The 25434-nt window shown below is 71.4% G+C and carries 21 protein-coding genes; 8 read left to right on the forward strand and 13 right to left on the reverse strand.

Annotated elements, in window-relative coordinates:
* The first annotated feature begins 24 nt into the window (after window positions 1-24).
* Entirely contained in the window at window positions 25-915 is an 891-nt protein-coding gene (locus tag ACQEVI_RS01385) for an aminoglycoside phosphotransferase family protein (protein ID WP_432893901.1), read from the forward strand.
* Between the two features lie 40 nt (window positions 916-955).
* Window positions 956-1699 (forward strand): DUF4241 domain-containing protein, encoded by a 744-nt coding sequence (locus ACQEVI_RS01390; RefSeq protein WP_432893903.1) that lies wholly within the window; start codon window positions 956-958, stop codon window positions 1697-1699.
* 16 nt (window positions 1700-1715) lie between these two features.
* Here ACQEVI_RS01390 and ACQEVI_RS01395 read toward each other — a convergent pair whose 3' ends face one another.
* The 4 genes from ACQEVI_RS01395 to ACQEVI_RS01410 all read right to left on the reverse strand — a co-directional run bounded on the left by ACQEVI_RS01395 (window position 1716) and on the right by ACQEVI_RS01410 (window position 4941).
* Entirely contained in the window at window positions 1716-2648 is a 933-nt protein-coding gene (locus ACQEVI_RS01395; RefSeq protein WP_432893905.1) for a threonine/serine dehydratase, read from the reverse strand.
* 31 nt (window positions 2649-2679) lie between these two features.
* Complete coding sequence (locus tag ACQEVI_RS01400; protein WP_432893907.1) at window positions 2680-3366, reverse strand: NUDIX hydrolase; 687 nt, start codon at window positions 3364-3366, stop codon at window positions 2680-2682.
* A gap of 61 nt (window positions 3367-3427) precedes the next feature.
* A complete protein-coding gene (locus ACQEVI_RS01405) occupies window positions 3428-4216 on the reverse strand; it encodes an alpha/beta fold hydrolase (RefSeq protein WP_432893909.1) in 789 nt (262 codons plus the stop codon).
* Between the two features lie 92 nt (window positions 4217-4308).
* Window positions 4309-4941 carry a TetR/AcrR family transcriptional regulator gene (locus tag ACQEVI_RS01410; protein WP_432893911.1) on the reverse strand — a complete coding sequence of 211 codons (633 nt, stop codon included), beginning with the start codon at window positions 4939-4941 and terminating at the stop codon, window positions 4309-4311.
* Between the two features lie 103 nt (window positions 4942-5044).
* On the opposite strand from ACQEVI_RS01410, the gene ACQEVI_RS01415 reads away from it, so the two are divergent.
* The 5 genes from ACQEVI_RS01415 to ACQEVI_RS01435 all read left to right on the forward strand — a co-directional run bounded on the left by ACQEVI_RS01415 (window position 5045) and on the right by ACQEVI_RS01435 (window position 14160).
* A complete protein-coding gene (locus ACQEVI_RS01415; RefSeq protein WP_432893913.1) occupies window positions 5045-5935 on the forward strand; it encodes an alpha/beta fold hydrolase in 891 nt (296 codons plus the stop codon).
* 109 nt (window positions 5936-6044) lie between these two features.
* The gene (locus tag ACQEVI_RS01420) at window positions 6045-6662 is read left to right on the forward strand and encodes a hypothetical protein (RefSeq protein ID WP_432893915.1); all 618 of its coding nucleotides are present in this window, start codon (window positions 6045-6047) and stop codon (window positions 6660-6662) included.
* A 353-nt stretch (window positions 6663-7015) separates the two neighbouring features.
* Window positions 7016-8149, forward strand: coding sequence for a multicopper oxidase domain-containing protein (locus ACQEVI_RS01425; protein ID WP_432893917.1), 1134 nt, complete (start codon window positions 7016-7018; stop codon window positions 8147-8149).
* Between the two features lie 33 nt (window positions 8150-8182).
* The gene (locus ACQEVI_RS01430; protein ID WP_432893919.1) at window positions 8183-12187 is read left to right on the forward strand and encodes a ThuA domain-containing protein; all 4005 of its coding nucleotides are present in this window, start codon (window positions 8183-8185) and stop codon (window positions 12185-12187) included.
* Window positions 12188-12216: 29 nt separating this feature from the next.
* Complete coding sequence (locus ACQEVI_RS01435; RefSeq protein WP_432893921.1) at window positions 12217-14160, forward strand: OmpL47-type beta-barrel domain-containing protein; 1944 nt, start codon at window positions 12217-12219, stop codon at window positions 14158-14160.
* 112 nt (window positions 14161-14272) lie between these two features.
* Here the strand turns inward: ACQEVI_RS01435 and acnA are convergent, their stop codons facing one another.
* From acnA to ACQEVI_RS01465, 6 genes are all read right to left on the reverse strand, one after another.
* Complete coding sequence (acnA, locus tag ACQEVI_RS01440; RefSeq protein WP_432893923.1) at window positions 14273-17017, reverse strand: aconitate hydratase AcnA; 2745 nt, start codon at window positions 17015-17017, stop codon at window positions 14273-14275.
* Between the two features lie 131 nt (window positions 17018-17148).
* Entirely contained in the window at window positions 17149-17952 is an 804-nt protein-coding gene (locus tag ACQEVI_RS01445) for an SGNH/GDSL hydrolase family protein (RefSeq protein ID WP_432893925.1), read from the reverse strand.
* Between the two features lie 48 nt (window positions 17953-18000).
* Window positions 18001-19386, reverse strand: coding sequence for a class I SAM-dependent RNA methyltransferase (locus ACQEVI_RS01450; protein WP_432893927.1), 1386 nt, complete (start codon window positions 19384-19386; stop codon window positions 18001-18003).
* A gap of 57 nt (window positions 19387-19443) precedes the next feature.
* The gene (locus tag ACQEVI_RS01455) at window positions 19444-19953 is read right to left on the reverse strand and encodes a DUF4870 domain-containing protein (protein ID WP_432893929.1); all 510 of its coding nucleotides are present in this window, start codon (window positions 19951-19953) and stop codon (window positions 19444-19446) included.
* Window positions 19954-19998: 45 nt separating this feature from the next.
* Complete coding sequence (locus tag ACQEVI_RS01460) at window positions 19999-20664, reverse strand: potassium channel family protein (protein ID WP_432893931.1); 666 nt, start codon at window positions 20662-20664, stop codon at window positions 19999-20001.
* The gene (locus tag ACQEVI_RS01465; protein WP_432905747.1) at window positions 20664-21317 is read right to left on the reverse strand and encodes a potassium channel family protein; all 654 of its coding nucleotides are present in this window, start codon (window positions 21315-21317) and stop codon (window positions 20664-20666) included. Before ACQEVI_RS01465 ends, ACQEVI_RS01460 begins: the two co-directional genes overlap by 1 nt.
* Before the next feature lie 86 nt (window positions 21318-21403).
* On the opposite strand from ACQEVI_RS01465, the gene ACQEVI_RS01470 reads away from it, so the two are divergent.
* A complete protein-coding gene (locus ACQEVI_RS01470; RefSeq protein WP_432893933.1) occupies window positions 21404-23401 on the forward strand; it encodes an APC family permease in 1998 nt (665 codons plus the stop codon).
* Between the two features lie 93 nt (window positions 23402-23494).
* Here the strand turns inward: ACQEVI_RS01470 and ACQEVI_RS01475 are convergent, their stop codons facing one another.
* Genes ACQEVI_RS01475 through ACQEVI_RS01485 form a run of 3 tightly spaced genes read right to left on the reverse strand, consistent with a single transcriptional unit; the run spans window position 23495 to window position 25430 of the window.
* Window positions 23495-24256 (reverse strand): DUF3159 domain-containing protein, encoded by a 762-nt coding sequence (locus tag ACQEVI_RS01475; protein WP_432893935.1) that lies wholly within the window; start codon window positions 24254-24256, stop codon window positions 23495-23497.
* A gap of 43 nt (window positions 24257-24299) precedes the next feature.
* Window positions 24300-24680: an OB-fold nucleic acid binding domain-containing protein gene (locus ACQEVI_RS01480; RefSeq protein ID WP_377225539.1), complete on the reverse strand. Its 381-nt coding sequence runs from the start codon at window positions 24678-24680 to the stop codon at window positions 24300-24302.
* A gap of 24 nt (window positions 24681-24704) precedes the next feature.
* Window positions 24705-25430 (reverse strand): DUF3710 domain-containing protein, encoded by a 726-nt coding sequence (locus ACQEVI_RS01485; RefSeq protein ID WP_357502420.1) that lies wholly within the window; start codon window positions 25428-25430, stop codon window positions 24705-24707.
* Window positions 25431-25434 lie beyond the last annotated feature (4 nt).

The raw sequence follows: 25434 nt of genomic DNA on the forward strand, positions 1-25434 counted from the left end.
ACGCACAGGACTAAGGAGGCCGCCGTGGTCGCCGCCGACCTCGACGTCACAGTCGACCTCAGCCGAGCGCTCCTCGAGGAGCAGCACCCGGACCTCGCCGGCCTGCCGCTGAAGCTGGTGGCGAACGGCTGGGACAACGTGATGATCCGCCTGGGTGACGACCTCGCGCTCCGCCTCCCCCGGCGCGAGCTCGGGGCGCAGCTCATACGCAACGAGCACCGGGTGCTCCCGCTGCTCGCCCCGCGGCTGCCCGTGCCGGTCCCCGTCCCGGTCCGCACCGGCGCGCCCAGCGCGGCGCTCGGCTACCCGTGGCCGTGGGGCATAGTGCGGTGGGCCGACGGCGTCCCGGCGGCCACCGTCCCGGCGGCGCGACGCACACCGTGGGCCGAGCATCTGGCGCGGGTCTTCGTCGCGCTGCACCAGCCGGCGCCCGAGGACGCCCCCGGGAACAGGTTCCGCGGGATCCCCGTCGCCGAGCGGACCGCGACCTTCGAGGACCGCGTCACCCTGCTCCCCGAGCGGTTCCAGGACCGGGCGAACGAGCTGTGGGCCGACGCCGCCGACGCCCCCGGCTACGACGGCGTCCCCGTGTGGCTGCACGGCGACCCGCACCCGGCCAACCTGGTGGCCGACGGCGACCGGCTCGCCGCCGTGATCGACTTCGGGGACGTGACCAGCGGCGACCCGGCGTCGGACCTCGGCGCGGTGTGGCTGACCTTCGACGCCGAGGGCCGCGACCGCTTCCGTCGCGTGGTCGACACCCAGGCGCGGGACGGCCGCGGCTGGGACGCCGGGATGTGGCGTCGCGCGCGCGGCTGGGCGCTGCTGTACACGGCCATCTGCTTCTCCTACCCGGACACGCACCCGATCATGGTCGGCGTCGGGGAGCACGCGATCGACCAGCTGTTCGGCTGAGCGATACCTGAGTGTCGGTGACTCCCGCTACCTTCCTCGCATGTCCTACTTCAGGCCCCTCTTCGCCCTCCTGCCCGGCACACCTGACGGCACGCCCCACCCCCAGACGGTGCACGACCTCGGCGTGCTGCACGTGCCGTCGGGGCGGGTCGAGGCGTCCGACCCGTACGTCACCCTGGGCGACGGCCTGGTGGCCACCGTGCCGCCGGGCTCGTACCCGGTGCGGGTCACCGTCGCCGACGTCTCGGAGGCCCGCGACGGCAGCCACCCGCGGGAGGCGTACCTGTCCCTCGTGATCTCCGACGCCGCTCCGGTCGCCGAGGTGCGGCTCGTCTCGCCGGACGGCGCCGAGCCGCCCACCGGCGACGAGTTCTACGGCGTCGGTGTCGACGCGGGCACCGTCGCCTTCACGGACGCCGGGGCGGCCACCGCCTGCATGCCGCCCCGGGAGGACGACTGGTACGAGGACCTCTTCGACAACGGCACCGAACGGTCCTGGTTCGCGCTCCAGGACGACCCGGACCACTACCGGAACGGCTGCGCCAACATCACCCTGCCGCTGGCCACGGCCGGCGAGAACATAGTGCTCAGCCACTCCGGCTGGGGCGACGGCTTCTACCCGGTCGTCACCACGCACGACGCCGACGGGGCGCTGCTCGGTCTGCACATCGACCTCCTGGTCGCCGGGCCGGAGGAACCGGAGGACGACGAGGACGAGGACGCAGAGGACGAAGGCGCCGAGGACGAGGACACCGAGGAGGCCGCGGTCGCCGTCGGCGCGTGAGCCGTACGGCCGCGGGTCAGAACCGCACGGCCGTCGTGTTGGCCCCGCACACCAGCACCGCTACCCGCTCCCCCGGCTCCGGCACGTAGCTCCCGGACAGGACGGCGGCGAGCGCCGCCGCGCCGCCCGGCTCGGCCACGACACGGGCCGTGTCCCAGAGGGAGTGCTGGGCGGACGCGATGGCGTCGTCGGTGACCAGGACCGACTCGGCGACGAACTGCTGGGCCAGCGGGAACATGAGCCGGCCCACCTGCTGGGGTGCCAGCGAGTCGGCGGCGATGCCCTCGGTGGGCGCGTCGACCGGCTCGCCGGCGGCGAGCGCGCGGTGCAGCGTCGGCGCGCCCTCTGGTTCGACGGCGACGACCTTCACGTCGCCGCGGAACCAGGCGGAGATGCCGCCGATGAGCCCGCCGCCGCCCACCGCGACGAGCAGCGTGTCGACGTCGGGCAGGTCCTGGGCGATCTCCAGCCCGAGCGTGCCCTGTCCGACGAGCGTCTCGGGCTGGTCGTAGGCGTGCACCGTCATGGCGCCGGTGCCGGCGACGAACTCCTCGCTCGCGGCGAGCGCGTCGGCGTACCGGTCGCCGCCCACGACGAGCTTCGCGCCGTAGCCGCGGATGCGGTCGGCCTTGGCCGGCGAGGTCACGCTCGGCACGAAGATCGTGGCGGGGATCCCGAGCCGGGCCGCGGCATAGGCGACGGCGGCACCGTGGTTGCCGCCCGAGGCGGCGACCACGCCGGCGTCGGGCACCTCGCGGGTGAGCAGGCTCGTGAACGCGCCGCGCGCCTTGAACGAGCCGGAGTGCTGCAGGCACTCGAGCTTGAGCGAGACGGGGTGCGCGGGGCGGCCGAAGTCCGCCAGGTCGACGTCCAGCACGGGGGTGTGCCGCACGTGCGGGCGGATCAGGGCCTCGGCGGCGCGGATGGCGTCGCGGGTCACGTCGGTCAACTGGTGCTCCTCGGTGCGTCGGCGGTGGGTGTCACGAGATGCCGAGCTCCTTGGTGCGGTCCCAGTCCTCGGTCCAGCCGAGCTGGTCGAACATGGCGTCCAGGATCCCGGCGGTGAACCCCCACACGAGGTGGGTGAGGTCGCCGTCGTGCACGTGGAAGCCCGGGCCACGCCAGGTCTGGTTGCCGCGGCGGGCGACCACCGTGAACCGGTTGGCGGGGTCCAGGAGGTCGGCGACGGGCGCGCGGAAGACGTGCGCGGACTCGGCGACGTCGACGACGCCGACGGGCGTGGGCCGGGACCACCAGCCGAGCACCGGGGTGACCACGTGGTTGCTGACCGGCATGGGCAGCTCGTCGAACGCGCCGAGCACCTCGACGCCTGCCGGGTCCAGCCCGGTCTCCTCGACGGCCTCGCGCAGGGCGGCGGCCACGGCGTCCTCCCCGTCGTCGGCGCGTCCGCCAGGGAAGGCGACCTGGCCGGCGTGGCTGCGCAGCGTCGCGGCCCGGGCGAGCAGCAGCACGTCGAGGTCGGCGGGCACCGCGAGGTCGTGGTCGTCGCGGTCGGCGGCCAGGTCGTCCAGGACGCCGAACAGCACGAGGACCGAGGCAGGGCGGGCGTCGGTCGTGAAGTCACCGCGCGCGTGCCGCCACGGCCCGTCGAAGCCCTGCTCGGCGAGCGCGACCAGCTGCTTGCGTGCGGATGCGGAGGAGCTCACTGCCCGACCTTAACTCCGGTTCCGGAGGCTGCTGCACAGCGGAGCGTTCACCACGGAGCGTTCACCAGAGGAACGACCGGATGGCGGCCGACACGGCAGCGGACCGGTCGCGGTGCACCGCGTGCCCGGCGCCCACCACCATCCGCACCCGAACGCTCGGGTTGCGGATCATGAGCTCGACGCCGGTGGGTGACGGGAACAGGGCGCCGTGGGCGGGGTCGGCGCTCAGCACGAGCGTGGGGACCACGAGGCGGCTGATGACGCCGGTGTACCGCCACGGCGTGTTGTCCCGCAGGGTGCGCGCCACCGCTGTGGCATCGGCAGCCTTCGCGGCGTCCGCGACCGCCGTGACGTCGCGCAGGTCCCAGGCCGGGTGCTCCGCCTGCACCGCCCGGGGCGAGCGCGGGTGGGCGGCCTCGGCGATCTCCGCCGCCGCGCCCGCCTCGAACCGGTCGTCCGGGATGTCGAGCGCGGGGTCGAGCAGCACGAGGCGGCGCGCGAACTTGCGGTCGGAGTCGGAGTCGGCGGCCAGCGCACCGAGCAGGCCCCCGAGGCCGTGTCCCACCACGAGGTCCCAGCCGGTGCCGAGGGCCAGCACGTCGGCGACGTGGTCGGCGAGCAGGTACGAGTCGGCGCGCGGGCTCGTCCCGTGGCCCCGCAGGTCGGGGGCGACGACCTCGTAACCGTCCGCCGCGAGGGTCGCCGCGAGCTGCCACCAGGTGGCGCCGGCCGACACGGTGCCGTGCAGCAGGAGCGCCCTCCCGGGTCCGGCACCCCAGCGGGTGGTGGCGAGCGGGACGGCCGCAGGTGGGACGGACGCGTCGTCGGGACCCTCGTTCCGCAGCACCATGAACAGAGGGTAACGAGCACATGTATAACGGCTTGAAACATTCGGCCATCGCCCGACACCGCAGGTCAGAGCAGCAGGTCAGAGCAGGAGGGTCAGCGCAGCGCGGCCGGGTCCGCCCCGTGCGCCACCAGGAGCGCCCGGACCGCCGTCTCGGTGCGCCCGTAGACGGCGTCGTCGCCGTACAGGAGCGAGCGGTCGTTGGCGGCGTTCAGCAGCGCGTTGATCTCGAACTCGACCTGGTCGGGGTCGGTTCCCGGGGCCAGCTCGCCGGCGTCGGCGGCCGTGCGCACCTGGTGGCGGACGTACGACTCCCAGGACCGCTGCGCCGCCACCACCGCGTCCCGCACGGCGCCCTCACGCATGTCGAACTCGACCTCGACCGTGCGGAAGAAGCAGCCTCCGCGGAACACGCGCGTACGCGAGTACTCGGTCCAGGCCAGCACCAGCGCCCACAGCCGTGGCAGGCCCCGTGGAGCGGAGCGCGCCGGGACCACCACGTGGTCGCGGTAGATCTCCGTGGCCCGTTCCACGGCGGCGAGCTGGAGCTTCTCCTTGGACCCGAACAGCCCGGCGATAGCGCTCTTGTTCACGGGCGCGGAGGTGGCGAGCGTGCCGAAGGACAGCGCGTCGAGCCCGCTCACCGACGCCTCCTGTACCGCCTGGTCCAGCACGGCGCGGCGCGTGCGGTCACCCCGGGCACGGCGCAGGTCGGTGGTGAGGTCCATGAAAGAGAGTGTACGACCGTTCGCACATCAGATAGTGTGCGAACGATCGTACAGATTGTTCAGCCAGGCCCAGCCAGCCTCAGACAGCCCCCGGAGGTCCTCCGTGCCCCAGACCCAGCGCGTCACCCGAGCCACGTTCCGCGCCCTCGGCCGCACCGCGCCGCCGCTCGCCCTGGCGCTCGGCTCGGTCGCCTACTGGCGGCCCGGCCCGCCCGCGCCGGTCCGGCTCGCCGACCGGCCGGTCCACGACTCCGCACGCCGCGGCTCGCTCGTCCACCGCCCCACGTTCCGCGGCGGCGCGCGTCGAACCACCCAGGTCGCCACGTACTCCTGGGGCGAGCCCGGCGCGCCCGGCGTCCTGCTCGTGCATGGCTGGCGCTCACGCGCCTCGGCGTTCGGCCGGATCGTCGAGGACCTCACCGCCGCCGGGCTCCGGGTCGTCAGCTACGACGCCCCCGCCCACGGTGACTCCGGCGGGCGCGGCCGCACCGGGCTCGACGACCTCGACATCATCCGCCGGCTGTCCGACGCCGAGAACGCGCCCTGGGCGGCAGTGGTCGGGCACTCGCTCGGCGTGCTCGCGGCCGGGATCGCCCTGCACGAGGGCGTCCGGACCGAGCGATTCACCGGGATCTCCGCCCTCACGTCGGTCCGCTCCGCCACCGACTGGTTCGTCCGGGTGTCGGGACTCCCCTGGGCGCTGCGGGACCGCTTCGCGACCGCCGTGCAGCGCTACGGACTGCCCGGCGAGCCCGACGTCTACGAACGGTTCGACCTGCTGGCGCACCCCGTGCCGGCGTCGGTCCCCGCGCTCTGGATACACGACGCCGGGGACCGCATGAATCCTCACGCCCTGTCCGAGCAGCTCCACGAGGCCCACGCCTCGTCGAGCGAGCTGTTCACGACGACGGGGCTGGGACACAACAAGATCCTCGGCGACCCGGTGGTCCGGTCCAGGATCCTCGACCATCTGGCGGCCCCGGCGTCCGCGTGACCGCCCGCCCGGGGACCCAACCCCATCCAAATGCACAAACACTTCCCTGACCTGCGAAAACACCCTACGCTGATGCCCGGTCCGCGCCGGTTCCGCGAAGGGGATCACCATGCAGTACGCGAGCGACCACGCCCTGGCGGCGACGGCTACGAGCATCCTGGCGGCGCTGTGGTTCGCCTGGACCGTCCGGCACTCCGGACCCTGGACCCGGCTCCTGCCCATCGCGGGCGTCGCGCTCGCCTGCGGCGTCGTGGCGATCGCCGTCGTGACGGCCGTGCGGGCCTGGCCCGACGGCTCTGTGGTGACAGGGCGGGTCGTGGCCATCTACGTCGCGGCGCTCCTGGCCCACGGCGGCCTCACCCGGCTGTGCACCGGGCTCATCGCGAGCAAGTACCGGCGGGCGGTGGCGGCCGCCAAGGACGAGGACAAGGCCGGCGTCACCGCGGGCAAGCCGCGGCTCCACCTGATCCCGACGGTCGTCGCGCTGTCCACGGCGATCCAGGTGGCGATCATCGCCAACACGCTCGGCGTGTCCCTCCTGTACCTGGGTGCCGCGGCCGGGATCCTGGCGGCCCTGGCGGTGTGGCCGCTCGCCTGGGTGCTGCGGACCGTCACCAGACCCCGGGGCCCGCGTTCGACGGCGGCGCTCGCCCACCCGCTGACCGGGCTCCTCGCCGGGACCATCCTGGTGGTGACCGCCGTGTGGGTCCTGCTACCGCCTCCGTAGCAGCCCGCCGCAGCCTTCCACACAGAAGTCTGACGTTGTTCCTTCAACTTTTGCTTGACACTCGGCATAAGTCGCCATAGGTTCGCAAAGCCACCTTGTGGTGCACAAAACGCATGCGAGCCATCTCATGTCTTTTCAACGGGTGGCCGCATGGGTCATGAGGGCGTGACCGCCGCCGCTGACGGTCACGAGCCAACGTCCTTGGAGGGAACGACGATGTGGTCCACCTTCGTGACAACGCTGTCACACACGGCGTCGCCGCCGACGGCCTCGCGCGCCTGAGCCCCCATACCTCCTGATCCCTGTCTCGCCGGGCCCGCATCCGCATGCCCGGTGGTGTCGAACGGAGACGCATGCCTGAGAACAACGTCGAACCCAGATCCACGCAGAGCCGGTCCACGCAGAGCGCCGTATCCCGCCGCTCGATCCTGACCGGCACGCTCGCCGGGCTGATGGCGCCGACCGCGGCGCTGGCGCTCGGCGCGGACACCGCCGCCGCGGCGGGGACCGGGACCGTCCGCCCGCTGGGCACCACCCGGCACATCACCGTCTACGCGGAGCCCTTGCCCGGCGGGCTCTACGGCTACGGGCTCACGCCCGGCAAGGCCACCATCCCCGGTCCCCTGCTGGAGATGTGGGAGGGCGACACCCTCCAGATCGAGCTGGTCAACAACACCGACAAGCGGCTGTCCATCCACCCGCACGGCGTCGACTACAAGACCGAGTCGGACGGCAGCCCGTTCAACGACTCCTTCAACGAGCCCGGCGAGACCCGCACGTACACGTGGGGCAGCCACGTGCAGACCCAGCAGGACGACGGCCACTGGCTGCCCGGCAGCGCCGGCTACTGGCACTACCACGACCATGCGCTGGGCGGTGAGCACGGCACCGCGGGACTGCGTGCCGGCCTGTACGGCGGGCTCATCGTGCGGCGCAAGGGCGACATCGTGCCCGACCGGACGTACACGGTCGTGTTCAACGACATGACCATCAACAACAAGTCGGCGCCCGACACCCCGATGTTCGAGGCGAACCTCGGCGAGACCGTCGAGTTCGTCGCGATCGGGCACGGCGACCAGCTCCACACCTTCCACCTGCACGCCCACCGCTGGGCGAACAACCGGACCGGCTACCTGACCGGACCCGACGACCCCAGCCAGGTGATCGACACCCGCGACCTGAATCCGGGCGACTCGTTCGGGTTCCAGGTGAAGGCCGGCCAGAAGGTCGGCGCGGGCGCGTGGATGTACCACTGCCACGTCCAGTTCCACTCGGACGGCGGCATGGCAGGGGTCTTCCTGGTCCGCAACGCGGACGGTTCCATGCCCCCCGGCGCGCAGGACGCCATCGACAGGTTCCACGAGCACGGCGGCCACCTCACCAGCGGCGCCGCCCAGTCCGGCACAGAGACCACGACGAAGAACGCCGGAGAGACCGGCACCACCCAGTCAGGCGCAGGGACAGGCACGGCCCACTCCGGCCACTGACCGCACGCATCGACCACGCGCAAAGGAGCAGCGATGGAACGGACAGGAAGACGCAGGATCTTCGGGGCGGCAGCCCCGCGCAGGTCGGTACGCGGCGCACTCGCCGCGGCAGCCGGCACCGCCCTCGTCATGGGGCTGGCCACGGTCCCCGCCCAGGCCCAGCGGACCACGACGGCCGACGCCGCCCCGGTAGCGGTCGCGCCGGCGGCCCTCGCCGCGGACGCGGAAGACATCAACGTGCTCGTGTTCCACGGCGCGCCGGACAAGCAGGCCGACCCCGTGGCGACCGCGACCAGGACCATCAAGGAGTTGGGCGCCGAGCACGGGTTCACCGTGCGCACCGCCAGCGACCCGAGGGCCTTCACCGCGCAGAACCTCGCGGCGTTCCGCGGCGTCGTCTTCCTGTCCGCCGAGGGCGTCGAGCTCAGCACCGCGCAGGAGGACGCGCTCAAGGCCTACGTGCAGGACGGCGGCGGCTTCCTCGGCATCCGCGACGCCGCACGCGCGCAGGACCGCTCGCAGTGGTTCACGGGCCTGATCGGCACCCGGCCGGCCGGCAACCTGCCGGACCCGCTGGCCGTCGCGAGCGTCAGCGCGAACGCCGAGAACCCGCCGAACGAGGACGCCGAGAACCTGATCGACGGCGACTCGAACACCAAGTGGCTCGCCTTCGAGCCGACGGCGACGATCGACCTCGAGATGGAGGAGGCCGTCGTCGCGACGCGGTACGCGCTGACGTCGGCGAACGACTTCGCCGGCCGCGACCCGAAGAGCTGGACGCTGCAGGGTTCCACCGACGGCGAGACGTGGACCGACCTGGACACCCAGTCGGACCAGGAGTTCCCCGACCGGTTCACCCCGATGGACTACCGGTTCGAGAACGAAGAGGCCTACCAGCACTACCGGCTCGACATCACGGAGAATGCGGGCGACGACCTGACCCAGCTCGCCGAGATCCAGCTCTTCGACGGCACCGGCGAGGAGGAGCCCGACCCCGAGGTCCCCGTGCAGGAGGCGACGGTCAACGTCGTCGACCGGGCGCACCCGGCCAACGACGGGCTGCCGCTGAACTGGACCCGCTCGGACCGCTGGCTGAACTGGTCGCCGAACCCGATCGGCGAGGTGCACACCATCGCGCAGGTCCAGGAGTGGGACTACGAGCCGGGCGAGAGCGCGAACGGCCCGTTCCACCCGATCTCGTGGTGCCGTGACTACGACGGTGGCCGGTCGTTCTACACCGGCATGGGCGGCACCGCCGAGACCTACGCGGAGGACGAGTTCCGCGACCACCTGCTGGGCGGCCTGCTCTGGTCGACGGGCATGGCGCGCGGCGACTGCCAGGCGACCATCGCGGCGAACTACGAGGCCGAGCGGCTGACGGTGAAGAACGCGGCGGGCAAGCTCGACCAGATCGGCGAGCCCCACGGCCTGACCGTGGCGCCCGACGGCGGCGTCTTCTACATCGGCAAGGCCGCCTGCCCGTCCGGTCCGGTGGTGTCGTGGGACGACCCGGAGGTGGGGCTCGGCTGCGGCACGGTCCACCGCTGGGACCCGGACTCGGGGACCACGAAGCTCCTGACCACCCTCGACGTCATGGGTAACCGCGGCAGCGGCAGCGAGCTGGTCAAGAACGAGGAGGGCCTGCTGGGGCTGACCCTCGACCCGGAGTTCGACGAGAACCAGTGGATCTACCTCTACTGGATGCCGCACGAGTCGATCGACCGCGAGCGCCGCGTCGGCCTGCGGACGGTCTCGCGCTTCACGTACGACGCCGAGGCGAACACCATCGACCAGTCCACGCGCAAGGACCTGCTGGAGTGGGAGACGCAGATCCACAGCTGCTGCCACGCGGGCGGCGGCATGGACTTCGACAACGACGGCAACCTGTACATCGGTTCCGGCGACGCCAACTCCTCGGGCGGTTCCGGTGGCTACTCGGGCAACAACTGGACCCAGGAGTTCGCGGGCATCTCGTTCCAGGACGCGCGGCGCACGGCCGGCAACACGAACAACCTGAACGGCAAGATCCTGCGGATCCACCCGGAGCCGGACGGCACGTTCACGGTCCCCGAGGGAAACCTGTTCCCCGAGGCGGACGACCCGGGCGACAAGACGCGCCCGGAGATCTACGTGATGGGTGTGCGCAACATCTCGCGCCTGGCCTACGACAAGCAGAACGACTGGCTGACGGCGGCGTGGGTGGGGCCGGACGCGGGCCTGCCGGACCCGGAGCTCGGGCCGGCGAAGTACGAGACCGCCACGATCATCACCTCGGCGGGCAACCAGGGCTGGCCCTACTGCATGGGTAACGGGCAGCCCTACCGTGACCGCAGCAACGAGGACGCGACGGTCCTGACCGGCTGGTACGACTGCGACAACCCGAAGAACACCTCGCCGCGCAACACGGGCCTGGTGGACCTCCCGCCGGTGCGCGACAACATGATCTGGTACTCGCCGAGCGGTGGTGGACCGGTCTTCCCCGAGGGCGAGGGCGGCATCCCGTCGTACGTGGACGCCGAGGCGACCTACACCCAGCCGTACCTGCGGGGTGGCGGTCAGGCGATCATGAACGGCCCGACCTACCACCGGTCCGAGGTGGACACCAGGAGCGGTGTCGCCTGGCCCGCGTACTGGGACGACAAGTGGTTCATCGGTGACCAGTCCAACTCGAACAACCGGATCGCCGTCACGGTGAACCCGGACACGGTGGACGAGGCCGCTCCGCCGGTGTTCGCCGAGGACCTGCGCCAGATCGTCCAGGGCGGCAACGGCAACGACGACGTCGACCAGTGGATGGACGCCAAGTTCGGTCCGGACGGGGCGCTGTACCTGCTCGACTACGGCGGCGGCTTCTTCTCGCTCACCGACCGGCAGAAGCTGACCCGGATCTCCTACACGGGCGGTGCGCCGACGCCGGTACCGGCCGGTTCCGGGGCCAGCGTGCAGAGCAGCCCGCTCACCGTCGCGTTCACGGGCGGTGACTCGGGCGGCGTCTCCTACGCCTGGGACTTCGGGGACGGGAGCACCTCGACCGAGGCGAACCCGCGGCACACCTACACCCGGGTGGGGAGCTACGACGCCACGCTCACGGTGACCTACGCCGACGGCGAGACGAGCGAGATCGACGTACCGGTCGAGACCACGTGCACCATCCCCGACGACCGGGACACCGTCCGGATGGGTACCGCGGACAGCGGCGTGACGAACCACGACCTGGGCGGCTGCACGGTCAACGACCTGATCCAGGACGAGAAGGAGTGGGACACCAACGGCCGGTTCGTGAACCACGTGACCGCGGTGGCCGACCAGCTCCTGGCCGACAAGGCCATCACGAAGAACGAGCGCCGGAAGCTGATCCAGGCCGCCGAGCGCTCCGGCGTCGGGGCGCCGGGCAGCACCGGGTACCGGTGGCTCTTCGACGGTACGGCTCAGTCGCTGGCCGGCTGGCGCCAGGCTCCGGGCGGTCACTTCGACCTGCGCGACGACGGGTCCATCCGGGCCCAGGGCGGGCTGGGCATGCTCTGGCACCCGGGCGAGGAGCTCGAGGACTTCTCCCTGAAGCTGGAGTTCAAGGACGTCGCGCCGGGCGCCGGCCACGCCAACAGCGGCGTCTTCACGCGGTTCCCCGACCCGCGGCTGCCGCAGGACGAGCAGCCCGAGTGCGGGCAGATCAACGATGCCGAGGCCTGGATAGCGATCTACTGCGGCCAGGAGATCCAGATCTACGACGGGGAGTCCGGCGAGCCCCAGAAGACGGGATCGGTGTACAACTTCGACCCCAACACCCTCGAGGAGGCCGGGGTGACCCCCAAGGGCGAGTGGAACGACTACGAGATCCAGGTGGTCGGCCAGCAGTACACGATCATCCGCAACGGCGTGGTGATCAACGAGTTCGACAACTCGCCGGGCAAGGAGTCCTCGCGCCCCGGTGACCCGCCGACGGACCTGCGGCAGTTCCTCAGCGGGTTCATCGGCCTGCAGAACCACGGCGACGCTGACGCGATGGAGTTCCGCAACATCCGGGTGCGTGACCTGTGACCAGGCCCGCGAACAGGAGAGGTAAGCCCATGAGACAGAAGCTGTCCCGCCTCCTGGCAGGGGCCGCGGTCAGTGCCCTCGTGGCACTGCCGCTGGCCCCGCCCGGGGCGGCCGCCGCAGATCGCCACGACGACGGCGTGACCGCGTGGTCCGTCGGGAAGTCTTCGGCGTCCGCACCGGCGACAGACCGAGCAGCCGTCCGAGCAACCGACCAGGCTACCGAGCAGGCCGCGGATCAGGCAGCGGACCAGGCAGCGGACCAGGTACTGACCTGGACCGCTGACGCCAGCGTCTCGGAGTACGCCTCGGCACCCGCCACGGCGACCGCCGGGGCCGCCACGGTGGTGTTCGAGAACAGCGCGGCGACCGGCAACAACATCGGCATGTCGCACACGCTGACGTTCGACACCAGCACGCCGGGGTACAACCACGACGTCACGCTGGACATCCTGGCCAACCCGTTCGACGAGAACGACGGCCGCTACGAGGCCGAGGTGGTCCTCACCCCGGGCACGTACCGGTACTTCTGCGCGATCCCCGGCCACAGCACGATGGTGGGCGAGCTCGTCGTCACCGAGGACCCGGGCGAGGACACCACCGCACCGGTGGTGACCGCCGACGTCGCGGGCCAGCAGGACGCCGACGGCGCCTACATCGGCTCGGCGACCGTGAGCCTCGCGGCCGAGGACGAGGGCTCCGGCGTCGCCTCGGTCGAGTACTCGCTCGACGGCGGCGAGTACGCGCCCTACGGCGAACCCGTCGTGCTCGACGAGCCGGGCATGTACATGCTCGAGTACCGCGCCACCGACAACGCGGGCAACGTCTCGGAACCCGAGATGCTGCACGTGACGGTGGTGCCCTCCGACGGGGAGGACACGACGGCACCCACCGTCACCCCCGAGGTGACGGGCGAGCTCGACGACGACGGTGCCTACGTCGGCACCGCCACCGTGAACCTCACGGCGGTGGACGCCGGCTCGGGTGTGGCGAGCGTCGAGTACGCGCTCGACGGCGGCGAGTACGCGCCCTACACCGACCCCGTGGTCGTCGACACGGTCGGTGAGCACACCGTGACCTACCGGGCCACGGACAACGCCGGCAACGTCTCCGCACCCGGTTCCGCGACGTTCACCGTCGTCGAGCCGTCCACGGAGGACACCACTCCCCCGGCGGTCACCGCGGAGGTCACGGGCGAGCAGGACGCCGACGGCGCGTACGTCGGCTCCGCGACGGTGAGCCTCCTGGCCGAGGACGCCGGCACGGGCGTCAAGAGCGTGGAGTACAACCTGGACGGCACCGGCTACAAGGCCTACACGGCCCCCGTGGTGGTCTCCGTTACGGGCACGCACACGTTGTCCTACCGGGCCACCGACAACGCCGGGAACGTCTCGCAGCCCGGCGAGGTCGACCTGGTGGTCGTCGGCGGCGCGGACCCGCCGGACACGACGCAGCCGATCGCGTCGGCGCAGGTCGACGGTGACCAGGACGACGAGGGTTCCTACATCGACTCGGCGACCATCACCATCAACGCCCGCGACGGCGAGTCCGGGGTGGCGTTCATCGAGTACGCGCTCGACGACTTCATCTTCCGGGAGTACACGGGGCCGATCGTGGTCACGGAGGGTGGGGCGCACGAGCTCGGGTACCGGGCGACCGACAACGCCGGGAACGTCACGCGGACGGGGACGCTCAGGTTCTCGATCGCCCGGGAGGGGATCGACGCGTGCCCGGTCTCCGACGAGCGCCCGACGGTGATCATGGGCGACGTGGACAGCAAGGTCGCGAACCTCGACACCGGTAACGGCTGCACGATCGCCGACCTGATCGACGCGGACGGCGCGTGGGTCAGTCACAGCGCGTTCGTGAGCCATGTCCGCCAGATCGTCGACCGGCTCCGGCTGGACGAGATCATCACGCAGAAGCAGGGAAACCGGCTGGTGAACGCGGCCAAGCGGTCCGACGTCGGCCGGTAGCAGTACCTGCCCGAGGACTCGGGTGGTCGGCAGAACGTCAGGAGGTCGGTAGCCCGGGCTACCGACCTCCTGACGTTCTGCCGACCACATGAGGCGCGAGGCGCCTCGCGCGTTACGCGACGAGCTGGCGCAGCACGTACTGCAGGATGCCGCCGTTGCGGTAGTAGTCCGCCTCGCCCGGGGTGTCGATGCGGACGACGGCGTCGAACTCGACCGTGGTGCCGTCGGCCTTGGTCGCGGTGACCTTGACCGTCTCGGGCGTGACGCCCTCGTTCAGCGCCGTGACGCCGGTGACGTCGAAGACCTCGGTGCCGTCCAGACCCAGCGTCTCGGCGTTCTGGCCGGCCGGGAACTGCAGGGGCAGGACGCCCATGCCGATGAGGTTGGAGCGGTGGATCCGCTCGAAGCTCTCGGTGATGACGGCCTTGACGCCCAGGAGCGCGGTGCCCTTGGCGGCCCAGTCACGCGACGAGCCGGAGCCGTACTCCTTGCCGCCGAGCACCACGAGCGGGGTGCCCGCCGCGGCGTAGTCCTGCGCGGCGTCGTAGATCGTGTCCTGCGCGTTCTTGACGAAGTTGAAGGTGAAGCCACCCTCGACATCGTTCAGGAGCTGGTTGCGCAGGCGGATGTTCGCGAACGTGCCGCGGATCATGACCTCGTGGTTACCGCGGCGCGAGCCGTAGGAGTTGAAGTCGCGGCGGCCCACACCGTGCTCGGCGAGGTACGTGCCCGCCGGGCTGTCCGGCTTGATGGAGCCGGCCGGGCTGATGTGGTCGGTCGTGACCGAGTCGCCGAGCTTGGCGAGCACGCGGGCGCCCGAGAAGTCGGTGACGGGCTCCGGCGTCATGCCCATGCCGTCGAAGTACGGGGGCTTGCGCACGTACGTCGACTCGGGGTCCCAGGCGAACGTGTCGCCCTCGGGGGTCTCCAGCGCGGCCCAGCGCTCGTCGCCCTTGAACACGTCGGCGTAGTCGGACTCGAACATCTTGCGGTCGATGGACGACGCGATGGTCTTCTCGACCTCGTCCGGCGAGGGCCAGAGGTCGCGGAGGAACACCGGGTTGCCGGCCTCGTCACGGCCCAGCGGGTCGTGCTCGAAGTCGAACTCCATGGTGCCGGCGAGGGCGTACGCGATGACCAGCGGCGGGGACGCCAGGTAGTTCATCTTGACGTCCGGGTTGATGCGACCCTCGAAGTTACGGTTGCCCGAGAGCACCGAGACGACCGACAGGTCGTGCTCGTTGACGGCCTCGGAGACCTTCTCGTCGAGCGGGCCCGAGTTGCCGATGCAGGTGGCGCAGCCGTAGCCGACCAGGTGGAAGCCCAGCTTCTCGAGGTACGGCCACAGGCCGGCCTTCTCGTAGTAGTTGGTCACGACCTGCGAGCCCGGCGCCATGGACGTCTTGACCCACGGCTTGGACACGAGGCCCTTCTCGACGGCGTTCTTCGCGAGCAGCGCAGCGGCGATCATGACCGACGGGTTCGAGGTGTTGGTGCAGGACGTGATCGAGGCGATCGCGACGGCGCCGTGGAACAGCTCGAACTCCTTGCCCTCGCTGTTCGTGACGTGCACGTGCTTGCGGCCGTTCCCGGCGGGCGCCGGCGAGTCGGAGGCGGGGAACGACTCGCGGCCGACCTCGTCGGCGCCCGCCCCGACCTCGGGCGCGTAGTTGGGCAGATCGCGCAGGAACGCGTTCTTGGCGTTCGTCAGCTCGATGCGGTCCTGCGGGCGCTTGGGTCCGGCGATCGAGGGCACGACCGTCGACAGGTCGAGCTCGAGGTACTCGGAGAACACCGGCTCCGGGGTGTCGGCGTCGAGCCAGAGGCCCTGCTCCTTGGCGTACGCCTCGACCAGCGCGAGCGACTCCTCGGAACGGCCGGTCAGGCGCAGGTAGTCGACGGTGACGGAGTCGATCGGGAAGATCGCGGCCGTCGAGCCGAACTCCGGCGACATGTTGCCGATGGTGGCGCGGTTCGCGAGCGGCACCTGGGCCACGCCCTCACCGTAGAACTCGACGAACTTGCCGACGACGCCGTGCTGGCGCAGCATCTGCGTGATCGTGAGCACGACGTCGGTGGCCGTCACGGCCGCCGGGATCGAGCCGCTGAGCTTGAAGCCGACGACGCGCGGGATGAGCATCGACACGGGCTGGCCCAGCATCGCGGCCTCGGCCTCGATGCCGCCGACGCCCCAGCCGAGCACGCCCAGGCCGTTGACCATGGTGGTGTGCGAGTCGGTGCCGACGCAGGTGTCGGGGTAGGCACGCAGCGCGCCGCCCACCTCGCGGGTCATGACGGTGCGGGCCAGGTACTCGATGTTGACCTGGTGCACGATACCGGTGCCCGGCGGGACGACCTTGAAGTCGTCGAACGCCGTCTGGCCCCAGCGCAGGAACTGGTAGCGCTCGTGGTTGCGCTGGTACTCGAACTCGACATTGCGCGCGAAGGCGTCCGCGCGGCCGGCGACGTCGATCTGCACGGAGTGGTCGATGACCATCTCGGCGGGGGCCAGCGGGTTGACCTTGGTGGCGTCGCCGCCGAGCGAGGCGACCGCCTCGCGCATGGTGGCGAGGTCGACGACGCAGGGCACGCCGGTGAAGTCCTGCATGATCACGCGCGCCGGCGTGAACTGGATCTCGGTGTCGGGCTGTGCGTCCGGGTCCCAGGACGCGAGGGCGCGCACGTGGTCGGCGGTGATGTTGGCGCCGTCCTCGGTGCGCAGGAGGTTCTCGGCGAGGATCTTCAGGGAGTACGGGAGGCGCTCGACCCCCTCGACCGCGTTGAGCCGGAAGATCTCGTAGGACTTGCCCGAGACCTCCAGCGTTCCCTTCGATCCGAACGTGTCCACGGTGCTCACTGTGGCTCCTTCTGCGGGGCTGACGGTGCGTCGGCTCTCACAGGCGCGGTCATCGCGCGATGGAGCCTTCGCATGGGTTCCAGGGGGCTTCACCCAGCCTAGGCCGGGCTGCTCAGGCCAGCATAACGCATTTATCTTGACGTCAAGATATCTGCCGGCCGGGCACCCGTCTGCGGCTGGTCCGCCTGCAGCGTCGCCAGCACCCGCTCCGCGATCCGCGCGTTGCCCATGTCGGTCGTGTGGACCCCGTCGGCGTGCACCAGGCCGCCCTGGACGATGTTGGGGTCCAGGAGCGAGACGTACGTCGCCCCGTTTGCGGCCGCGGCGGCGCGGACCGCGCTGTCCAGGGCACGCGCCTCCAGGCCGATCGCGCGCGGGGTGGAGGGCCCGACGGCCACGATCTCGGCCTCCGGGAACCGCAGCGCGGCCAGGGCATACGTGTCCGCCACCGCGTCGAAGACCCGCCCGGCGTCCTTCCGCAGCGCCTTGAAGTCGTTCTGCCCACCGGCGATCACCACGATGTCCACGCTGTCCCAGGGCACCGACCGGAGCTGGGTGGGGTAGTTGTCGCGCTTCGAGTTCCCCTTGACGAACCCGGTGCCACCGACGGCGACGTTGAGCTCCTCCCAGCCCATCTCCTCGGACACGCGGGTGCTCCACCGCAGCTCGGGCGACGTCGTACCCTGCCCGACGGTGTAGGAGTCGCCGACGAAGAGGACCACCGGCTCCTGCTCGACCACCGGGGACGGTGAGGGTGAGGGCGAGGGCGACTCAGCCCAGACCGACGGCGCGCTCCGCGGTGCGGGGGCGGACGACCAGCCCGTACCGCCGACGGCGATGCCGCCTGCCCCCAGGACCATGCCCACCAGGACAGCGACCACGAACGCCGCCACCACCGACACGGCGATCCCGCCGCCCACGAACCACCGCTTCACGATGCGCATCCTATGCGCTCCGACCTGGGAGTTTTCGCCATAGACGCGTCAGTCCTGACGGTCCAGCACCGCTACCGCCTCGACATGGTGCGTGTGCGGGAACAGGTCGAACCCGCGCACTCCGGAGAGCGTGTAACCGTGTGCGGCGAGATAGCCGACGTCACGCGCGAGCGCCGCCGGGTCGCACGCCACGTACACGATGCGGCGCGGGGCGCGGGCGGCGATCGCGTCGACGACCGCCCGTCCGGCGCCCGACCGCGGCGGGTCCAGCACCACGACGTCGGCCGTCGGCACGGTGTCCGACCCGAGCGCCTGCTCGACGGCGCCCACCTCGAGCGACACCTGCTCGTAGGCGTGCGCGTTGCGGCGGGCGTCCTTCGCGGCCTGCTCGTCACCCTCGACGGCCACGACCCGGCCGTTCGGCCCGACGGCTTCCGCGAGCGGCAGCGTGAACAGCCCGGCGCCGGAGTACAGGTCGAGGACGGTGGCCCCGACGAGGTCGCCCGCCGTCGCGCCGGACGCGTCCAGCACGGCCCGCGTCAGCAAGGACGGCGCCTCGCGGTGCACCTGCCAGAACCCGCCGGCCGCCACGCGGAAGCGGTGCGTACCCCACGGCCCGGCCACGAACTCGCTCACGGAGCGACGGGCGTTGGGCCGGGTGTCGGGCTTGCCGCGGCGCCACGGCTCGCCGTCGACCAGCAGCACCGGCTCGCCCTCGGACGGCGCTACCAGGGTCAGCTGGGCGCCTCGCGGCCAGGTGCGCGTGAACACGTCCTCGGCGACGGCGAACGCGGCGACCTCCGCGGTGCCGAGCGGCATCTTCTTGAGCGCCACGACGTCGTGCGAGCGGTGCTTGCGCATGCCCGCGTGCCCGTCGGCGTCGGCCACCAGGTCGATCCGGGTGCGGTAGTGCAGGCCGCGGCGCTCGTCGTCGCCCGGCGCGCCCTCGACGGTGACCTCGCGGGCCAGCCACTCCGGGTCGATGCGGGCCAGGCGCTGCAGCTGCTCGACGAGCACGTCGGTCTTCCAGCGACGCTGTGCGGGGAGCGAGACGTGCGAGAGCTCGCCACCGCCCACGCCGTCAGGACCTGCGGCGGGCCAGGCGGGCTCCACCCGGTCGGGCGACGCCTGCAGCACCTCGACGGCGTCCGCGCGCCAGAAGCTCTGACCGCCCTCGGTGACACGGGCGCGGACGCGCTCGCCGGGCAGGGTGTGCCGCACGAAGACGACGCGGCCGTCCAGGCGGGCCACGCAGTGGCCGCCGTGCGCGACGGGGCCGACCTCCAGCTCGACCTCTGTCCCCACCTCGGGGGCGGGGACGTCGCTCACGCGGCGGCCGCGGTCCGGCCGCGGGGAGCGCTGCGGACGACGGCGCGGGCGCGAATCCGACTCGGGGTTTGCGGGCGCGACGCGACGGTCGGGGTTGCGGGGCATGGAACCAGTATCCCCTGCCCGGCCATCACCTCTCCCCCGGTCTGCCCGGCGAGCCGCTCAGGCAGCGTTCGGTGTCGGCTGCGTGCTCCGGACGAAGGGGATGGCGAGCGGGTTGCGGAACAGCTCGCGGCGGTTCGCCTTGACGAGGCCGCAGATGATCACGACCAGGTGGACGACGAACGTCGCGCCGAAGATCGTGATCGGGATGCCGAGCGGGTAGAAGCCGTCAGCGAGCGGCGTGCCCGTCATGGTGTAGAGAAGAACGAAGTGTGTGACCAGGGTGACGGTGGCGATCAGGGCCCCTGTGATTCCCCAGTTGGCGGCACGACGCGCGTTCTCCGCGGCGAGCCCGCCCTTTCTCCTCGCGGACGGATACATCGCGGCCATGACGATCCCAGCGACCAGGATCGAGAGGAACGGGATGCCGATGAACGCCAGGAAGCCAAGCGCGTAGGACGCCGCGCCCGTCGGCGGCACTGGCAGGTACTGGGCCTGATGGTTCGGTGGCACCTGGGGGTGCGCCGGCGCCGGCGCCGGCTCTTGAGAGTCTGGTCGAGGCGTCGTCATCGCGCGATCATAGTGGTCGCCAGGGACCATCGTGAGCGTTGCCCTCTAGCCCTTCGGGACCAGCAGCTCCTGGAGGGCGTCCGTGTCGGCCTCCGCGCCGGCGACCAGCAGCAGCTCGTCGCCGGCCTCCAGGGTGTCGTCCGGGCTCGGCACCAGCGGCCGGCCGTCGCGCACGATGGTCGCGAGCGCGACGTCGGCCGGCCAGACCACGCGACCCAGCCGGGTGCCCGCGACGCGGGAGTCGGCGGGCAGCGTCAGCTCGAGCAGGTCGGCGTGCGACTGGCGGAAGCTGAAGATCCGCACCAGGTCGCCCACGGCGACCGCCTCCTCGACCATCGCGGTCATGATGCGCGGCGTCGACACCGCGACGTCCACACCCCACGACTGGTCGAACATCCACTCGTTCTTCGGGTTGTTCACGCGCGCGACGGTGCGCGGCACCCCGAACTCGGTCTTGCCCAGCAGCGAGAAGACGAGGTTGACCTTGTCGTCGCCGGTGGCGCCCACGACGACGTCGGCCTGCTCCAGCTCGGAGGCCTCGAGCGCCGGGAGCTCGCACGCGTCCGCGAGCACCCACTCCGCCTCGGGCACCTGGGAGACCCGCATGGCCGAGGCGTTCTTGTCGATGAGGGTGACCTCGTGGTCGTGGCTCAGCAGCTCACGGGCGATCGACCGGCCCACGGACCCGGCCCCTGCGATGACGACGCGCATCAGGCCTCCTCGGCGGGCGGCGCGGCGGTGAGGATCCGCTCGATGTCGGCGGAGCTCTCCGCGGTCATGAGCAGGTGCAGCACGTCGTTCTCCTGGAGCACTATGTCCGGCGTCGGCAGGACCGCCGACGTGTACCGGGTGATGAACGCCACGCGCGCACCGGTGGCCGCCTCCATGTGGAGCACGGGCCGGCCGACCCAGCGCCGGTGGTAGTCGATCTGCGCGAGGCGGACGGTGCCCGACGGGTCGAGGTACTCGTCGGTGGCGCCCATCGGCAGCATCCGGCGCAGCACCTGGTCCGCGGTCCAGCGCACGGTGGCCACCGTGGGGATGCCCAGGCGCTGGTAGATCTCCGCGCGGTGCGGGTCGTAGATGCGGGCCACCACGTTGTCGACGCCGTAGGTCTCGCGCACCACCCGGGCGGACAGGATGTTGGAGTTGTCGCCGTCGGACACCGCGGCGAACGCGTACGTGTCCTCGATCCCCGCCTGGACGAGCGTGTCCCGGTCGAAGCCCACCCCGGTCACCTTCTTGCCCGAGAAGTCCGCGGGCAGACGCCGGAACGCATCGGGGTTCTGATCGATGACGGCCACGGAGTGCCCGCGGCCCTCGATCTCCTGGGCGAGGCTGGAACCCACACGGCCGCAGCCCATGATCACGAAGTGCACGTACGGAACGCTACCGCGCCGCCCAGGCTTTGGTGCGCCGCGAACTACCGGCAGGCATAGAGTCTTCCAACGTGTCGGACATCGTCGATGCGGCCAAACGACTACTGGTCGGCCGCCCCATGCGCAGCGAGAGCCTCGGGCGCACGCTGCTGCCCAAGCGGATCGCCCTCCCGGTGTTCGCCTCGGACGCCCTGTCGTCGGTCGCGTACGCGCCCGACGAGATCCTCCTGACCCTCTCCCTGGCCGGTATCGCCGCAGTCGCGTTCTCGCCATGGGTGGGTCTCGTGGTGGTCGTGGTGCTGCTCATCGTCGTCGCGTCCTACCGGCAGAACGTCCGTGCGTACCCGTCCGGCGGCGGCGACTACGAGGTCGCAACCGTCAACCTGGGCCCGACGGCCGGCGTCGGCGTGGCGTCGGCGCTGCTCGTCGACTACGTCCTCACCGTCGCGGTGTCCATCTCGTCAGCGGCCCAGTACGCGTCCGCGGCCATCCCCGGCCTGCGCGGGCACGAGGCGACCGCGGCGGTGATCGCCGTCGTGCTGCTCACCCTGATCAACCTGCGCGGCGTCAAGGAGTCGGGCACCGCGTTCGCCATCCCCGTCTACTGCTACATGGCGATCGTCGGGGCACTGATCGTCACCGGCGCGTTCCGCTTCTTCGCCGGGGACCTGCCGAAGGCCCAGAGCGCCGAGTTCGAGCTCACCGGCGAGGCCGCGTTCGACCAGGGCCTGGTCGGCCTCGCCGGCGCGTTCCTCCTGGCCCGCGCGTTCGCGTCCGGTTGCGCCGCCCTGACCGGCGTCGAGGCCATCAGCAACGGGGTGCCCTCGTTCCGCAAGCCGAAGTCGCGCAACGCCGCGACCACGCTGCTGCTGCTCGGCAGCATCTCCTCGACGATGATCATCTCGATCCTGCTGCTCGCCCAGGCAACCGGGGTCAGGTTCGCCTCGGACCCGCACGACCAGCTCACGCTGAACGGGGAGGCCGTCTCGTCCCACTACGTGCAGATCCCCGTGATCGGGCAGCTCGCCCAGGCAGTGTTCTCCGGTTTCTCGCCGGCCTTCTACGCGGTCTCCGCGGTCACGGGCCTGATCCTGGTGCTCGCGGCGAACACCGCCTTCAACGGTTTCCCCGTGCTCGGCTCGATCCTGGCCCGCGACGGCTACCTGCCGCGCCAGCTGCACACCCGCGGCGACCGCCTCGCGTTCTCGAACGGCATCGTGGCGCTCGCGGTCGCCGCGATCATCCTGATCGTGCTCTTCGACGCCGAGCCCACGCGCCTCATCCAGCTCTACATCGTCGGCGTGTTCGTGTCGTTCACGCTGTCGCAGCTCGGCATGCTGCGGCACTGGACGCGAGAGCTGCGCACCGAGCCGAACCCCGTGGTGCGCAGCCGGATGAAGCGCTCGCGGCTGGTCAACGGCGTGGGCTTCGGGCTCACCGGGACGGTGCTGATCATCGTGCTGGTGACCAAGTTCACCCATGGGGCCTGGATCACGCTCCTGGCGATGAGCATCCTGTTCGTCCTCATGCGAGGGATCCGCAAGCACTACGACCGCGTGCGCGACGAGCTCGCGCTCGACGACGTCTCGGCGGCCCGCGCGCTGCCCAGCCGGGTGCACGCCGTGGTGCTGGTCTCCAAGGTGCACAAGCCGACCATGCGGGCGCTGGCGTACGCGCGGGCCGCGCGGCCCAACGTGATCGAGGCGGTCACCGTGGGCGTCGACAGGGAGGACATCGACGGGCTCGTGGCCGAGTGGGAGGCCCTCGACCTGCCGGTCCCGCTGCGGATCCTCGACTCCCCGTACCGCGAGATCACCAGGCCCGTGCTCAAGTACGTGCGGTCCGTGCGCCGCGAGTCGCCGCGCGACCTCGTGATCGTCTACATCCCCGAGTACGTGGTGGGCCACTGGTGGGAGCAGCTGCTGCACAACCAGTCGGCGCTGCGGCTCAAGGGCAGCCTGCTGTTCACGCCGGGCGTGGTCGTGGCGTCGGTGCCGTGGCAGCTCGCCTCGTCGCGCGGCCATACCGGCCTCGAGGACGACGCCTTCCTGAACGGCAGGCGGCTCTGAACGGTGCGCGGCCTGGTGCTGCGTTACTGGGTGATGACCTGGGCCTCGCCCATGACGATGTTCGCGGTGCTGGCTCCGTCCACGAGCGACCGGTCAGGCCGGAGCCTGCGTCTTCGGCGTGCGCACGACGTACCAGGTCAGGTACAGCACCAGCGCCCACAGGGGCACGCCGAGCAGCAGGTGGAACGTGCCGAGCCAGGCGATGTCGCCCGCGAAGTACAGCGGCGTCTTGACGGCCAGGCGCAGACCGAACAGGCCCACCCACAGCCAGGTGGCGATAGCGTAGGTGCGCATCTTGGCCGGGTCCTCGCGCCAGGCCGTGATGGCGGCGAACGGCGAGGTGCCGGCCTCCGCGTCGGCCTTGACCCGCTCCGGCGTCAGGCCCGCGCGCAGCGCCTCCACCACGTAGCCGACGGCGGGGCGGCGGATCAGGATGCTGCCGAGCAGCACCACGAGGTACGCGGCGTTGATCAGCAGGCCCCCGGCGTAGTAGTTCTCCGCCTCGCCGGACGTCCAGGCCCACACCACGCCGATCGCGATACCGAGCAGGCCGCCCAGCGCCTGCGTGACGGGGGTGCGCTGCACCAGCCGCGCCACCACGAGCACGAGGGCGGCGACGACCGACGCGACGAGCGGGATCATCAGGTTCGGGGTGAAGATCACGAACGCGACCACGAACACCAGGCCGGGCAGCACCGCCTCCACCAGGCCGCGCACACCGCCGATGGCCTGGGCCGCCGAGAACTCCTCGCCGGTGAGGGCGCGCATGCCGCGCGCGGGTGCCTGGTCGGGCTGCTGCTGCTCGGACTCCTGCTCGGACTGCTGGGGCACGTCGGGACGTGCGGGTTCGCTCATGGGGCTCATTCTGCCGTGCTCGCCGGGGTGCTGATCGCCCCGGTCACTCACCGGGCCGGGGCCGCAGCTCGTAGCGCGGGTTGAACATGGTGCGCCGCCCGTCGACGTCGCACACCATGCCCTCGACGCGGATGCGCCGGCCCGGCTCGATGCCGTCGATGGTCCGCCGGCCGAGCCAGACGAGGTCCAGCGCGCCGGAACCGTCGAACAGCTCGGCCTCGACGGTGGGCACACCCTCCCGCGGCCGCAGGACCACCGAGCGCAGGACACCGGCCACCTTGCCGCGGGACCGGACCGGCACGGACGCGACCGCCGCGCAGCCCACGTTCCGGGAGGCGTCCGCACGCTCCTCGATGTCGCGGACCTGCTCGTTGGAGGCCAGCGACTCCGCTATGCGGGACGCGAGGCTCGAGCGCAGAGACATCAGTGGTTCACCTCGTCACCAGTCTCATCCGATCTGCGTGATCTCGGGGCCACGGCGCAGCGGGTCGAAGTCAGACATCTGCGGTACCGCGCCCTCCGGCCCGGCAGCGGGTGCTGCCTGCTCCGCACCATCCTTGCGTGCGGACTTCGGCAGCGCCAGGGGCAGCAGGTCACGAGGCGGTCGCGGGCTCTGGTCGCGCACCACGACGATGTTCGCGAACACCGACTCGAGCGCCTTGGCCGCCTCGGCGTCCAGGGCGGCCTTGCCCGCGAGCACACCGCGGATGAACCAGCGCGGCCCGTCCACCCCGATGAACCGCGCGGGACGCTGCCCGGCCTGACCGTCCGGACCCTTCACGGGCATCCGGACCAGCAGCTCGCGCCCGAACACACCGGGCACGTCGTCGACGATCCCGCCCTGCCCGCTCACGGACTGTGCGATCTCGTGCCGGATCTCGTCCCAGATGCCCTCGGTGCGCGGCGCGGCGAACGCCTGGATCTGGAGGTTCGACCCCTCCAGCGCGGCCGTCACCCCCGTCACCTTCTGCGTCTTCTTGTCGATCTCCATGCGGAGCTCGAGACCCGGCATCACCGGCAGCCAGATGGCGCCGAGGTCGACGCGAGGACCCATCTCCCCCACCTGCGACCGGTCGAAGGGTCCGTGCGGCCGCTTCTGCTGCTCGGCCTCCACCGACGCCCACTCGACCGGTGCGGGCTCATTCGCCGTGCCTCGTCGGCTGAACAGACCCACAGCC

The organism is Promicromonospora sp. CA-289599, from assembly GCF_050936155.1.
Lineage (GTDB): Bacteria > Actinomycetota > Actinomycetes > Actinomycetales > Cellulomonadaceae > Promicromonospora.